The organism is Streptomyces sp. NPDC050439 (assembly GCF_040655335.1).
In the GTDB taxonomy this organism is placed as follows: Bacteria; Actinomycetota; Actinomycetes; order Streptomycetales; family Streptomycetaceae; genus Streptomyces.
Window position 1 is genome coordinate 312,235 of the sequence record NZ_JBFAJT010000003.1, and the last position, 13,435, is coordinate 325,669.

General features: G+C 71.3%; 9 protein-coding genes. 2 read left to right on the top strand and 7 right to left on the bottom strand.

The window, feature by feature from the left end; genetic code table 11:
• Positions 1-49: 49 nt before the first annotated feature.
• Both pyk and AB0I66_RS14450 read right to left on the bottom strand, forming a co-directional pair.
• Entirely contained in the window at positions 50-1,486 is a 1,437-nt protein-coding gene (gene pyk, locus AB0I66_RS14445) for a pyruvate kinase (protein WP_363208154.1), read from the bottom strand.
• A gap of 157 nt (positions 1,487-1,643) precedes the next feature.
• Complete coding sequence (locus tag AB0I66_RS14450) at positions 1,644-2,381, bottom strand: SIMPL domain-containing protein (protein ID WP_363208155.1); 738 nt, start codon at positions 2,379-2,381, stop codon at positions 1,644-1,646.
• Positions 2,382-2,553: 172 nt separating this feature from the next.
• On the opposite strand from AB0I66_RS14450, the gene AB0I66_RS14455 reads away from it, so the two are divergent.
• A complete protein-coding gene (locus AB0I66_RS14455) occupies positions 2,554-4,359 on the top strand; it encodes a 5'-nucleotidase C-terminal domain-containing protein (RefSeq protein ID WP_363208156.1) in 1,806 nt (601 codons plus the stop codon).
• A 6-nt stretch (positions 4,360-4,365) separates the two neighbouring features.
• Here AB0I66_RS14455 and AB0I66_RS14460 read toward each other — a convergent pair whose 3' ends face one another.
• The 5 genes from AB0I66_RS14460 to AB0I66_RS14480 all read right to left on the bottom strand — a co-directional run bounded on the left by AB0I66_RS14460 (position 4,366) and on the right by AB0I66_RS14480 (position 11,461).
• Positions 4,366-5,808 carry a SidA/IucD/PvdA family monooxygenase gene (locus tag AB0I66_RS14460; protein WP_363208157.1) on the bottom strand — a complete coding sequence of 481 codons (1,443 nt, stop codon included), beginning with the start codon at positions 5,806-5,808 and terminating at the stop codon, positions 4,366-4,368.
• Complete coding sequence (locus AB0I66_RS14465) at positions 5,805-7,211, bottom strand: aminotransferase class V-fold PLP-dependent enzyme (RefSeq protein ID WP_363208158.1); 1,407 nt, start codon at positions 7,209-7,211, stop codon at positions 5,805-5,807. Before AB0I66_RS14465 ends, AB0I66_RS14460 begins: the two co-directional genes overlap by 4 nt.
• Before the next feature lie 417 nt (positions 7,212-7,628).
• Complete coding sequence (gene pepN / locus AB0I66_RS14470; protein WP_363208159.1) at positions 7,629-10,148, bottom strand: aminopeptidase N; 2,520 nt, start codon at positions 10,146-10,148, stop codon at positions 7,629-7,631.
• Between the two features lie 48 nt (positions 10,149-10,196).
• Entirely contained in the window at positions 10,197-10,541 is a 345-nt protein-coding gene (locus AB0I66_RS14475) for a chorismate mutase (protein WP_363208160.1), read from the bottom strand.
• 11 nt (positions 10,542-10,552) lie between these two features.
• Positions 10,553-11,461, bottom strand: coding sequence for an AraC family transcriptional regulator (locus AB0I66_RS14480; protein WP_363208161.1), 909 nt, complete (start codon positions 11,459-11,461; stop codon positions 10,553-10,555).
• A gap of 148 nt (positions 11,462-11,609) precedes the next feature.
• Here AB0I66_RS14480 and AB0I66_RS14485 point away from each other — a divergent pair, with 148 nt between their 5' ends.
• Positions 11,610-13,400: a beta-galactosidase family protein gene (locus AB0I66_RS14485; protein WP_363208162.1), complete on the top strand. Its 1,791-nt coding sequence runs from the start codon at positions 11,610-11,612 to the stop codon at positions 13,398-13,400.
• The last annotated feature ends 35 nt before the right edge of the window (positions 13,401-13,435 follow it).

The following is a 13,435-nucleotide window of genomic DNA, read 5'->3' on the forward strand; positions in this document are numbered from 1 at the left end:
AGGGGCCGCTCCCCCCGGAGCGGCCCCTCGGCCCACGTACGCGGTCCGCCTACTTGGGGCTGTCGTCCTCGCCGATGTGGTGGATGCGTACGAGGTTGGTGGAGCCGGCGACTCCGGGCGGGGAGCCGGCGGTGATGACGACCACGTCGCCCTTCTCGCAGCGCCCGTACTTCAGGAGGAGTTCGTCGACCTGGCGGACCATGGCGTCGGTGGACTCGACGTGCGGGCCGAGGAAGGTCTCGACGCCCCAGGTGAGGTTCAGCTGCGAGCACGTGGCCCGGTCCGGGGTGAAGGCGAGCAGCGGGATCGGGGAGCGGTAGCGCGAGAGGCGGCGGACGGTGTCGCCGGACTGCGTGAAGGCGACGAGGCACTTGGCGCCGAGGAAGTCGCCCATCTCGGCGGCGGCGCGGGCGACGGCTCCGCCCTGGGTGCGGGGCTTGTTCCGTTCGGTCAGCGGCGGCAGGCCCTTGGCGAGGATGTCCTCCTCGGCGGCCTCGACGATGCGGCCCATCGTGCGGACGGTCTCGATGGGGTATTTGCCGACGCTGGTCTCGCCGGAGAGCATCACGGCGTCCGTGCCGTCGATGACGGCGTTGGCGACGTCCGAGGCCTCGGCGCGTGTGGGCCGGGAGTTGTCGATCATCGAGTCGAGCATCTGGGTGGCGACGATGACCGGCTTGGCGTTCCGCTTGGCGAGCTTGATGGCGCGCTTCTGGACGATCGGCACCTGTTCGAGGGGCATCTCGACGCCGAGGTCACCGCGGGCGACCATGATCGCGTCGAAGGCGGCGACGATGTCGTCGATGTTCTCGACGGCCTGTGGCTTCTCGACCTTGGCGATGACGGGGAGGCGGCGGCCTTCCTCGTCCATGATGCGGTGCACGGCCTCGATGTCGCGGCCGCTGCGGACGAAGGACAGGGCGATGACGTCGAACCCTGAACGCAGGGCCCAGCGCAGGTCGGCCTCGTCCTTGTCGGAGAGGGCGGGGACGGAGACGGCGACGCCGGGGAGGTTGAGTCCCTTGTGGTCGGAGACCATGCCGCCCTCGACCACGGTGGTGGTGACTCGGGGACCGTCGACCGCGGTGACCTCCAGGGTCACTTTGCCGTCGTCCACGAGGATGCGTTCACCGGGGGTGACATCGCCGGCGAGGCCGTCGTAGGTCGTGCCGCAGGTCTGGCGGTCGCCTTCGACGCCTTCTTCGACGGTGATGGTGAACTCGTCTCCCCGTTCAAGGAGTACAGGTCCTTCGCTGAAGCGGCCGAGGCGGATCTTCGGGCCTTGAAGGTCGGCGAGGATGCCGACGCTGCGGCCCGTCTCGTCGGATGCCTTCCGTACGCGCTGATAGCGCTCCTCGTGCTCGGCGTAGGTGCCGTGGCTGAGGTTGAAGCGGGCCACGTCCATTCCGGCTTCGACCAGTGCCTTGATCTGGTCGTACGAGTCGGTGGCGGGGCCCAGGGTGCAGACGATTTTTGCTCGGCGCATGGTTCGAGCCTAGGGCTTACCGGCCGGTAGAGAATTGGCTGGGCATGACTACTCAACAACCTTTGCATGAAAGGTTATTGACAAGTGTTGAATTGTGCGGGGCGCTGCTCTGATGAGCGATTTACCGGGCGCCCCGCCACGTAAAGCCACTCCGTGACTACAGCCGCGGGGGTGTCATCGTGAAGCGTGCGTTGACTTGTGCGTAGACGTGCTGCCGTTGGGGTTCGAGGTCGAGGGGGGCCGCTTCCTGGACCATGTCGGCGGCGCCTCCGTACGCGACGGTGCGCATGGCGGGCGTCGGGCCGCCGTAGCCGAACGGCTGGGCGTTCTCGGCGCCGATGTCGGCGAGCTCGACGAGGGCGGCGAGCGTGGTCCCCAGCGCCTCGGCGTATTCCCTGCCGCGCTGCACGGCTTCCCTGACCGCCTGTTGCCGGGCCTGGCGGTGGGTGGGCGAGTCGGGGCGCAGCGCCCAGTAGGGGCCGTCGACGCGGGTCAGTTCGAGGTCGGCGAGGCGGGTGGTGAGCTCGCCGAGCGCGGTGAAGTCGCTGAGCTCCGCGGTCACGTGAACGCGGCCGTGGTAGGCGCGGACGCGTTCGCCGCGGCCGTGCTTGGTCAGTTCGGGGCTGATGGAGAAGGCGCCGGTCTCCAGGGTCTCGACGGATTCGCCGTAGGACTTCACGAGGTCGATGACGGTGGCGTTGCGGCGGGTCAGGTCGTTGAGGGCCTCGCGCCGGTCGGTACCGCGCGCGCTGACGGTGATGCCGATGCGGGCGATCTCGGGGTCGACTTCGAGGTGTGCCTCGCCCTTCACGGCCAGGCGCGGGGCGCCGGGGGTGCCGTAGGGGGCCGGAGTGGGGGTGGTCTCGGGGGTGGTCTCGGGGGTGGTCTCGTCCATGCGGCCACTCTCGCACCGGGGCGCGGCAGCGGACAGGGAATGGACGCGGCACCGGACAGTCATCGGATCGAAACCTGCGGGGTCTGTTGCCGGTGGTGTGGTCGGGGTCAGAATCTACGCGCGTTATCTACGCGCGTTACACCGATGGCCATGGGTCCAAGGAGAGTACGAAATGCCGCTGAACCGCCGGAAGTTCCTGGGCAGGTCCGCCGCCGTCACGGGCGTGGCGCTCGCGGGCGGGGCGGCCGCCGCCCCCTCCGCGTCGGCGCAGGCGCCCGGGAAGCCCGCCAGGCGGAAGAAGCGCTATTCGTTCACCGTGATGGGCACGACGGACCTGCACGGCAATGTCTTCAACTGGGACTACTTCACGGACAAGGAATTCGACGACAAGGACCACAACGACGTGGGCCTGGCGAAGATCTCCACCCTCGTGAACGAGATCCGCGAGGAGAGAGGGCGCCGCAACACGCTCCTCATCGACGCGGGCGACACCATTCAGGGCACGCAGCTCTCGTACTACTACGCCAAGATCGACCCGATCACGGCCGAGCACGGCCCGGTCCACCCGATGGCGCAGGCGATGAACAGCATCGGTTACGACGCCGCGGCGCTCGGAAATCACGAGTTCAATTACGGCATTCCCGTGCTGCGTAAGTTCGAGGAGCAGTGCGACTTCCCGCTGCTCGGCGCCAACGCCCTCGACGCGAAGACGCAGAAGCCGGCTTTCCCGCCGTACTTCATGAGGCGCCTGCGCACCCCGCACGGCCGTGACGTGAAGGTGGCGGTGCTCGGCCTGACCAACCCCGGCATCGCGATCTGGGACAAGGCGAACGTGCAGGGCAAGATGACGTTCCCGGGTCTGGAGGAGCAGGCGGCGAAGTGGGTGCCGAAGCTGCGCTCCATGGGCGCGGACGTCGTGATCGTCTCGGCGCACTCCGGCTCCAGCGGCACGTCCTCGTACGGTGACCAGCTCCCGCACATCGAGAACGCGGCCGGTCTGGTGGCCGAGCAGGTGCCCGGCATCGACGCGATCCTGGTCGGGCACGCGCACACGGAGATCCCCGAGTACTTCGTGCAGAACAAGGAGACCGGCAAGCAGGTCGTCCTGTCCGAGCCGCTGAAGTGGGGCCAGCGCCTCACCCTCTTCGACTTCGACCTGGTGTGGGCCAAGGGCCGCTGGACGGTGGAGAAGGTCGGCGCGCAGGTCCTCAACTCCAACACGGCGAAGGAGGACCGCAAGATCACCCGGTTGCTCGCCGACGAGCACAAGAAGGTCGTCGCGTACGTCAACCAGGTCATCGGTACGTCGACGCAGGCGATGAGCACGGCCGAGGGCCCGTACAAGGATGTCGCGATCATCGACCTGATCAGCCATGTCCAGGCGGAGACGGTGAAGGAGGCTCTCAAGGGCGGCCAGTACGCGGCGCTTCCCGTGCTCTCGCAGGCCTCGTGCTTCTCGCGTACGGCGGGCATCCCCGCGGGCGAAGTGACGATCAAGGACGCGGCGGGGCTCTACCCGTTCGAGAACACCCTGGAGGCGCGGCTCATCACGGGCGCCCAGCTCAAGGAGTACCTGGAGTACTCGGCGCGCTACTACGTGCAGACGGCGGCCGGCGCCCCGGTGGACCCGGCGAAGCTGACGAACGCGGGCAACACCCCGGACTACAACTACGACGCGCTGTACGGCGTGACGTACGAGATCGACATCGCCAAGCCGGCGGGTTCCCGCATCGCGAAGCTGAGCTTCGAGGGCAAGGAGCTCGACCCGAAGGCCGAGTTCGTGCTCGCGGTCAACAACTACCGGGCCAGCGGCGGCGGCAACTTCCCGCATGTGGCCGGCGCCAAGCAGCTGTGGGCGAACTCCGACGAGATCCGCAACACGATCATCCAGTGGGTGCAGGCCAAGGGAACGGTCGACCCGGCCCAGTTCGCGTCGGTGGACTGGAAGCTGACCCGGGACGGCACTCCGGTGTTCTGATCCCCGTCAGTTCTTGAGGCGTACGAGGTTGCCGCGCTGCTCGCCGATCAGGCCGGTGGCGCGGCGGGCCTGGGTGTCCTGGAGGCCGAAGCTGGTGAACGCGGTGCGCTGCGGGAGCGGGTAAGGGGGCTCCTCCAGCAGGTTGTTGAGGATGGTGGCGCTGCGCCAGGCGGCGAGTCCCAGGTCGGGGGCGCCGACGCCGTGGGTGTGGCGTTCGGCGTTCTGTACGTAGACGTTGCTGCCGGTGCCGGTGACGGAGGGGTCGAGGACGAGGCGGTACTGCTCGTCGATGCGGGGGCGCTCGGCGGAGTCCCGGCGCATGTACGGGTCGAGGCCCGCGAGGAGCTGGTCCAGGGGGCGCTCGCGGTAGCCGGTGGCGAGCACGACCGCGTCCGTGGTGAGGCGGGAGCGGGTGCCCTGCTGGAGGTGTTCCAGGTGGAGTTCCACGCGGGTGGTGGCGACGCGGCCCGCGGTGCGCACGGAGACGCCCGGGGTGAGCACGGCGTCGGGCCAGCCGCCGTGCAGGGTGCGGCGGTAGAGCTCGTCGTGGATGGCGGCGATGGTGTCGGCGTCGATGCCCTTGTGGAGCTGCCACTGCTGGGGGACGAGTCCGTCGCGCACGGCTTCGGGCAGGGAGTGGAAGTAGCGGGTGTAGTCCGGGGTGAAGTGTTCCAGGCCGAGCTTGGAGTACTCCATGGGGGCGAAGGCCTCGGTGCGGGCGAGCCAGTGGATCTTCTCGGCGCCGGCCGGGCGGTGCTTGAGCAGGTCGAGGAAGACCTCCGCGCCGGACTGGCCCGAGCCGATGACGGTGATGTGGTCGGCGGCGAGCAGCCGGTCGCGGTGCAGGAGATAGTCCGCGGAGTGGATCACGGGCACGGCGGGGGCGTCGGCCAGCGGCTTCAGGGGCTCGGGGATGTAGGGCGCGGTGCCGACGCCGACGGCGATGTTCTTCGTGTACGTCCGGCCGAGCGCCTCGGCCTCCCCCTCGGCGTCGAGCTGCGTGAAGTCGACCTCGAAGAGGTCCCGTTCGGCGTTCCAGCGCACCGCGTCGACCTGGTGGCCGAAGTGCAGCGCGGGGAGGTTCTCGCTGACCCAGCGGCAGTACGCGTCGTACTCGGCGCGCTGGATGTGGAACCGCTCGGCGAAGTAGAAGGGGAAGAGCCGTTCGCGGGTCTTGAGGTAGCTGAGGAAGGACCAGGGGTTGGCCGGGTCGGCGAGGGTCACCAGATCGGCGAGGAACGGCACTTGGAGGCTGGCGCCGTCGATGAGGAGCCCCGGGTGCCAGTGGAAGCCGGGCCGCTGTTCGTAGAAGGCGGCGTCGAGTCCGGCGAGTGGCTGGGCGAGGGCGGCGAGGGAGAGGTTGAAGGGGCCGATGCCGATGCCGACCAGGTCCCGGGGTTCCTCGGGGGTGGTGAGCGGCGGGGCGGGCTTGTCGTTCTGGCCGGTCATCGGGGGGTGGTTCCTTCCACGAGCTTCAGGAGCTCGGCGAGGTCGCCGGGCCGGGTGTGCGGGTTGAGCAGGGTGGCCTTGAGCCACCGGCGGCCGTCGATGCAGGCCCGCCCGAGTACGGCGCGGCCCTGGCCGAGGAGTTCGCGCCGGATGTACGCGATGTGGTCGTCGTCGGCGCCGACGGGCCGGAACAGGACGGTGCTGATGACGGGCCGGTCGTACAGCTCGAAGCCGGGGTGCGCGGCGACGAGCCCGGCGAACTCCTGCGCCTGCAGACAGACTTGGTCGACGAGCGCGCCGACCCCTTCCCTCCCCAGGGCCTTGAGGGTGACGGCGAGTTTGAGGACGTCGGGCCGGCGCGTGGTGCGCAGGGAGCGGCCGAGGAGGTCGGGCAGGCCCGCTTCGGTGTCGTCGTCGGCGTTGAGGTAGTCGGCGTGGTGGCCAAGGGCCGTGAGGTCGCGGCCGTCACGGACCAGGAGCAGCCCGGCGGCGACGGGCTGCCAGCCGAGCTTGTGCAGGTCGAAGGTGATGCTGTCGGCGCGCTCCATGCCGTGCAGGAGTCCTCTTCGTACGTCGCTGAAGAGGAGCGGGCCGCCGTACGCGGCGTCGACGTGCAGGCGGGCGCCGTGGTCCGCGCAGAGGGCGGCGATCTGGTCGAGGGGGTCGACGAGGCCCGCGTCGGTGGTGCCCGCGGTGGCGGCGACGAGGAACGAGTCCGGTGGCCCGGTGAGTCCGGACAGCGCCTCGTCGAGTGCGGCCGGGTCGAGGACTCCGGCGGGCGCGGGGACGGTGACGGGTTCCGGCATGCCGAGGAGCCAGGCGGCGCGGGCGAGCGAGTGGTGGGCGTTCTCGCCGACGACCAGTTGGACGGGGCCGTGCGTGGCGGTGCGTTCGCGGGCCAGGAGCAGGGCGAGCTGGTTGGCCTCGGTACCGCCGGTGGTGACGAGGGCGTCTCCCCCGCCGGTGCCGTGGACGCCGCTGCCGTAGACCTCCGTGGTGAGGGCGCGGGTGACCAGGGCTTCGATCTCGGAGGCGGCGGGGGCCTGGTCCCAGGAGTCCATCGAGGGGTTGAGCGCGGACGCGGCCAGGTCGGCGGCGACGGCGACCGCGAGCGGCGGGCAGTGCAGGTGGGCGGCGCAGAGGGCGTCAGCGGGGTCGGCGGCGCCTTCGGCAAGGGCGTGGACGAGTGTGCGCAGGGCCGCTTCCTCGCCCTCGCCGCGGGCGGGCAGGACCTCGCCCGCGGCCTCGCGCACCCTGGCCGCCACGGCGGTGGGGCCGCCTGCCGGGAGCGGGCCGCCGCGGGCGGTCGCTCCGGTGCGCAGGGCGTCCAGGGCGGCGCTGAGCAAGGGCCGCAGAGCGTCCGGGCCTCGGGCTCCTCCGGCGAGGGGCGGCGGAGTGCTCATGGGCGACGTCCTTCGGGTGCGCGCGGGCGGGGACAACCAGCCTGTCCGCCGAGCGGACGGCACGCCCGAAGAGCTCAACGATCCGAACCCGAAAGTGGTACTGCCGCGGGGAGAGGGGGTGCCGGGGCGAGCTGGGGTGCTAGGCGCTTCGCGGGTCGGCGGTGTACTGGCCCCGCGGTGCCCGCGGGGGGGCGGTGCTCTGCCCCTGCGGGTGCCGCGGGGGCACTGGCGCACTGCCCCTGCGGGTGCGTCGTGGCTTGGCGCGCCGTTCCCCGCGCCCCTGTCGGGGCGCCGGTGCCGCTTCGACCCTGCGGGTGCGTCGTGGCTTGGCGCGCCGTTCCCCGCGCCCCTTTCGGGGCGCGGGTATTGCTCAGCCCTGCGGGTGCGTTGTCGCTTGGTGCGCCGTTTCTCGCGTCCCTATTGGGGTGCCTGGTTCGCCGTCCGCACTCGCAACGCCCTTGCGAGGTCGTCCAGTTGGTCGGTGAGTTTGCGGTGCAGGGCCGGGATGGGGTTCGCGTCGCGCAGGCATTCCTTGCCCAGGCGGAGTGTTTCGGGGTTTACCTCGGAGGCGGGGAAGGCCCAGCGGCCCGCTACGTCGGCGATGGCCGGGCCGCGGCGGGCCGCGACGGCCACCGCGTCCGTGAAGTAGCGGGGGATGTACTCCCGTACGAGATCGGTCTGTTCGGGTTGCCAGAAGCCCTGGGCGGTGGCGGTGAGGAGGTAGTTGGAGAGGTCGTCGGAGGCGAACATCGCCTCCCACGCGCGGCGCTTGGCCTCCGGGTCGGGCAGCGCGGCACGGCAGCGGGCCGCGCCCTCCTGCCCGGTGGCGCTGGGGTCACGCTCCAGCTCGGCGGCGATCGCGGGCTCGTCGGCGGCGCCGAGGACGGCGAGGCGGGTCAGGACGCGCCAGCGCAGCTCGGGGTCGAGTTCGGGGCCGCCGGGGACGGTGCCCTCGGTGAGCCACTCCTGGAGCGGGTCGGGCCGCGACGCCACGTCGATGAGGCCGCGTACGGCGGTGAGCCGCAGGCCCTCGTGGGAGCCGTCCTCGGTGCGCCGGATCAGGTCGCGGCACAGCTCGGTGAGGGTGGTGAGGGCGGCCGGCCGCAGCGCCGGGGGCAGGAAGCGGTCCGCGACGTGGGTGGAGGCGAAGGCGAGGACGCCCTGGACGAGGGCGAGGTCGGTCTCGTCGGGCAGATGCGCGCGGGCCGCCTCCAGGTAGGCCATGCCTTCGAGCTCGCCGTCGCGGACCATGTCGCGCAGGCTGTTCCACAGGACGGCGCGGGTGAGCGCGTCCGGGACGCGGGAGAGGCTGCGCAGGGCCGTCTCCATGGAGTTCTCGTCGAGGCGGATCTTGGCGTACGTGAGGTCCTGGTCGTTGGGGACGATCAGGGCGGGGCGCCCGCCGTCACGCGGCGCGGTGGTCCCGGTGTGCGGGACGTCCCGTTCGTACCGCTCGCGCAGCACCAGGCCCTGGGGGTCGGTGGGGTCGCGGTCGTACACGCCGACGGCGACGCGGTGGGGGCGGCTGCCGTCGCGGTCGACGGACAGGCTCCACTCCCGGGCGTCGTGCGTGACCGTGGAGGTGAGCGTGTCGACGCCGGTGGTGCGCAGCCAGGCGTCGGCCCAGCCGTGCACGTCGCGGTCGGTGTTGTGCGCGAGGGACTCGATGAAGTCGGCGAGGGTGGCGTTGGCGAACTTGTGCCGGGCGATGTGGGTGTTGATGCCGGCGAGGAAGTCCTTCTCGCCGAGCCAGGCGACGAGTTGGCGCAGGGCGGAGGCGCCCTTGGCGTACGAGATGCCGTCGAAGTTGAGCATCGCGGAGGCGGTGTCGGGCACGGCGTCCGGGTCCGGTGCGACGGGGTGGGTGGAGGGGCGCTGGTCGGCGTCGTACCCCCAGGACTTGCGGGCGACGCCGAAGTCGGTCCAGGTGTCGCCGAAGCGGGTGGCCTCGGCGGTGGTCTGGAAGCCCATGTACTCCGCGAAGGACTCGTTCAGCCAGATGTCGTCCCACCACCGCAGGGTGACGAGGTCGCCGAACCACATGTGGGCCATCTCGTGGGCGATGACCATGGCGCGGGTCTGCCGCTCGGTCTCGGTGACGGCGGAGCGGTAGATGAACTCGTCGCGGAAGGTGACGAGTCCGGGGTTCTCCATCGCGCCCGCGTTGAACTCGGGGACGAACGCCTGGTCGTACGAGTCGAAGGGGTAGGGCTCCTCGAACTTCTCGTGGTAGCGGTCGTAGCACGCGCGCGTGACGTCGAGGATCTCGTCGGCGTCGGCCTCCAGGAAGGGGGCGAGCGAACGGCGGCAGTGGATGCCGAAGGGCAGCCCGCGGTGCTCGGTGCGGACCGAGTGCCAGGGCCCCGCGGCGACGGCGACGAGGTACGTGGAGATCAGCGGGGTGGCCGCCGCGCGCCACGTCCCGTCGCCGAGGTGCTCGGTGACGCCGTTCGCGAGGACCGTCCAGCCTTCCGGGGCGGTGACGGTCAGCTCGAAGACGGACTTCAGGTCGGGCTGGTCGAAGGCGGCGAAGACCCGCTGCACGTCCTCCATGAACAGCTGCGTGTACGTGTACGTCTCGCCGTCCGTGGGGTCGGTGAAGCGGTGCATGCCCTCGCCCGTGTGCGAGTAGCGCATGGCCGCGTCGATCCGCAGCTCGTGCTCGCCCGTGGTGAGCCCGGTGAGCGCGAGCCGGTTCTCGACGAGGCCCCCGGGGTCGAGGGCCTGCCCGTCCAGGGTCACGGCGCGCAGCTCGGCGGGCTTCAGCTCGACGAAGGTGTCCACCGTGGCCGCGGGCTCGCCGAGCGCCGTGAACCGGATGACGGTGCGGGAGTCGAAGGTCTCGGCTCCGCGGGTCAGGTCGAGCTCGACCGTGTACCGCTGGACGTCGATGAGCCGGGCTCGGGTCTGCGCTTCGTCGCGCGTCAGTACGGGCATGGGTCCATGCTGCCTGATGTCACCGACAAGCAGTCCCGGCGGTCCGGTTCACGACGACTTGGCGATGGTCTCGTGGTGGCGGATGACCTCCGCGATGATGAAGTTGAGCAGCTTCTCGGCGAACGCCGGATCGAGCTTCGCGCTCTCCGCGAGCTCGCGGAGCCGGGCGATCTGCCGGGCCTCGCGGTCGGGGTCGGCGGGTGGGAGGTGGTGGTTGGCCTTCAGGTGGCCGACCTGCTGGGTGCACTTGAAGCGCTCGGCGAGCATGTGGACGACGGCGGCGTCGATGTTGTCGATGCTGTCGCGCAGGCGGGACAGCTCGGCGCGCACGGCTGCGTCCGTGGCGGACGCGGCGTCGGCGCTGTTCGCGTCACTTGTGTGGCGGGTGGTCATGGTCCACGAGCCTACGTTGCCGGTCCTTCGCCGCCGACGGCGGAAGAGCGCAGGATCGGCGGGTGGTCCGGGTCGGGGATCTGCTGCGACCAGCCGCCGGGGACCGCGCGCCCCTGCTGCTCGCGGAAGCGCACGGGTGCCGTGCCCACGCGGCGCGTGAAGAGCCGCGAGAAGTACGCGGGGTCGTCGTAGCCGACGCGGCGTGCGACGGCCGCGACCGGGAGCTCCGTGGCCGCGAGGAGTTCCTTGGCGCGTCCCAGGCGGATGCCGAGGAGGTAGTCCTTGGGGCTGCAGCCCGCGCCTCTGCGCACCGCCGTGCGCAGCTCCGCGGGTGTCATGCCGTGCCGTGCCGCGTGTCCCGCGACGGAGAGCGGCTGGAAGGCGTCGCGGGCCAGCGCCTGGAGGACCGGGTCGCCGTCGGGGGCGATGTCGGCGCGGGCCCTGCGCAGCGCGACGAGCAGTTCGTGGACGGCGGCGCCCGTCTCGACCTCCAGGAGCGGATTGCCGCGCCGTGCGGCGCGCGCGATGCGTCCGACGGCGGCCCGTGCCCCGGTGGCGTCGGAGAGCGGCACCACGGGCCGGTCGGGTTCGATGTAGCCGAGTTCGGTGTACGTCGTCGTGGCGGGCCCGGTGAAGTCGACGAAGCATTCGTCCCAGCCGGTCTCCGGGTCGGGCCCGTAGTGGTGGCGCACTCCGGGGGTGAGCCAGATCAGGGCGGGCGCCGTCACCGTCGTACGTCTGCCGTCGGGGTTCTGGAACCAGCCGCCGCCCGCGCTGATGACGACGGCCACGTGGTGGTCGAGGGTGCGCGGGCCCACGGTCGGCAGGAGGCCGTGCTGCAGGCCGACGCCGAGGCAGGCGAGGCCGAGGCGGTGGTGGGCCGGGCTCGGCGTGAAATACCGCATCCACGTGTGGTACATCCGCTGGTGCCCCCTTCGTCCGGTTCTGTCCGGGCCGTGGCCCGCTCGCTGCGTCCAACCCGCCTAGATCTTTGTCCATGGACCCTGCCGCCCGCCAGAGGTGATCGTGACGGAGGGGTCATGCGAGCGAGAGGGACACAGGGAAGAGATGAACGGCTTCAGGGTGGGCGAGGACGATTTCGAACTGGACGGGCGGCCCGTACGGCTGCTCTCCGGGGCGCTGCACTACTTCCGGGTGCATGAGGCGCAGTGGGGCCACCGTCTCGCGATGCTGCGCGCCATGGGGCTCAACTGCGTGGAGACGTACGTCCCGTGGAACCTGCACGAGCCGCGTCCCGGGGAGTTCAGGGACGTCGAGGCGCTCGGCCGTTTCCTGGACGCCGCCCGGGACGCGGGCCTGTGGGCGATCGTCCGGCCCGGCCCGTACATCTGCGCCGAGTGGGAGAACGGCGGGCTCCCGCACTGGCTGACGGGCGCGGTGGGTCCACGCGCGCGGACCCGCGACGCGGAGTATCTGGGGCATGTGGACCGCTGGTTCGGCCGTCTCATGACGGAGGTCGTCCCGCGTCAGCACGACCGGGGCGGTCCAGTGATCATGGTGCAGGTGGAGAACGAGTACGGCAGTTACGGCTCGGACCAGGTCTACCTCCGCCATCTCGCCGACCTGCTGCGGGCCCAGGGCGTGACCATGCCGCTGTTCACCTCGGACGGCCCCGAGGACCACATGCTGACCGGTGGCTCCGTCCCCGGTGTCATGGCGACGGCCAACTTCGGCTCGCAGGCCCGCGCGGGCTTCGCGACGCTGCGCGGGCACCGTCCGAAGGGGCCGTTGATGTGCATGGAGTTCTGGTGCGGCTGGTTCGACCACTGGGGCGCCGGGCATGTCGTGCGGGACGCGGCCGACGCCGCGGACGCGCTGCGGGAGATCCTGGAGTGCGGGGCCTCGGTCAACCTCTACATGGCGCACGGCGGCACCAACTTCGCCGGGTGGGCGGGGGCGAACCGGGGCGGCGGCGCCCTGCACGACGGTGTCCTGGAGCCGGACGTCACCTCGTACGACTATGACGCGCCCATCGACGAGTTCGGGCGCCCCACGGAGAAGTTCTGGCTCTTCCGTGAGGTGCTCGCCCCGTATGCGGAGGGGCCGCTGCCGGAGCCGCCCGCGGCGCTGCCCGCTCTCGGGGAGCGCGCTGCGGTCGGCCTGCCGGAGTGGGCGCCGCTGTCCGCCGTGCTGGACGCGCTCGGCGGCCCGTCCGCGGAATACGCCGTACCGCCCACCTTCGAAGAGCTCGACGTGGACCGCGGCCTGGTCCAGTACACGCTGACCGTGCCGGGCCCGAGGCAGCCCTATCCGCTGCGTGTGCGGGGGCTGCGGGACCTGGCCGTGGTGTACGTGGACGGGGTACGGGCCGGGGTCCTGACCGAGGAGGAACCGGCGCTGGCCGAGCCTGTCGCGGGGCACGCGCGCGTGGAGCTCTGGGTGGAGTCCCTGGGGAGGGTCAACTACGGGCCACGGACCGGCGAGGCGAAGGGCATCACCGGTGGGGTGCTGCATGAGCGGCAGTACCTGCACGGGGTGACGGCCAGGGGGCTGCGGCTCGACGCGTTCTCCTCGGCGGAGGCCGTCAGGGGCGTGCCCGTCACGGGGGCCGAGGGCGGGCGCCCGGGGCTCTACCGGGGTTCGGCGGTTGTCCGTGGCGCCGGGGACGCGGTGCTGGAACTGCCGGGCTGGGAGCGGGGGTTCGTGTGGGTGAACGGCTTCAATCTGGGCCGGTACTGGACCGTGGGGCCGCAGTCCTCGCTGTACGTCCCCGGAGCGGTGCTCCAGGAGGGGGAGAACGAGGTGTGGGTGCTTGAGCTGGAGGGGGCGGCCGAGGCAGGGACGGTTTCCCTTTCCCCTCTCCCGGCCCTCCCCGAGTCCGGCTCCGCCGGCCGGTGAGCACCGGTCTCGACGCCGGGCGGGCCGAGAGATCG

Bases quoted from the DNA above. Each gene is read 5' to 3' on its own strand.
- pyk (WP_363208154.1), bottom strand. From the start codon at position 1,486: ATGCGCCGAGCAAAAATCGTCTGCACCCTGGGCCCCGCCACCGACTCG.
- AB0I66_RS14450 (WP_363208155.1), bottom strand. From the start codon at position 2,381: ATGGACGAGACCACCCCCGAGACCACCCCCGAGACCACCCCCACTCCG.
- AB0I66_RS14455 (WP_363208156.1), top strand. From the start codon at position 2,554: ATGCCGCTGAACCGCCGGAAGTTCCTGGGCAGGTCCGCCGCCGTCACG.
- AB0I66_RS14460 (WP_363208157.1), bottom strand. From the start codon at position 5,808: ATGACCGGCCAGAACGACAAGCCCGCCCCGCCGCTCACCACCCCCGAG.
- AB0I66_RS14465 (WP_363208158.1), bottom strand. From the start codon at position 7,211: ATGAGCACTCCGCCGCCCCTCGCCGGAGGAGCCCGAGGCCCGGACGCT.
- pepN (WP_363208159.1), bottom strand. From the start codon at position 10,148: ATGCCCGTACTGACGCGCGACGAAGCGCAGACCCGAGCCCGGCTCATC.
- AB0I66_RS14475 (WP_363208160.1), bottom strand. From the start codon at position 10,541: ATGACCACCCGCCACACAAGTGACGCGAACAGCGCCGACGCCGCGTCC.
- AB0I66_RS14480 (WP_363208161.1), bottom strand. From the start codon at position 11,461: ATGTACCACACGTGGATGCGGTATTTCACGCCGAGCCCGGCCCACCAC.
- AB0I66_RS14485 (WP_363208162.1), top strand. From the start codon at position 11,610: ATGAACGGCTTCAGGGTGGGCGAGGACGATTTCGAACTGGACGGGCGG.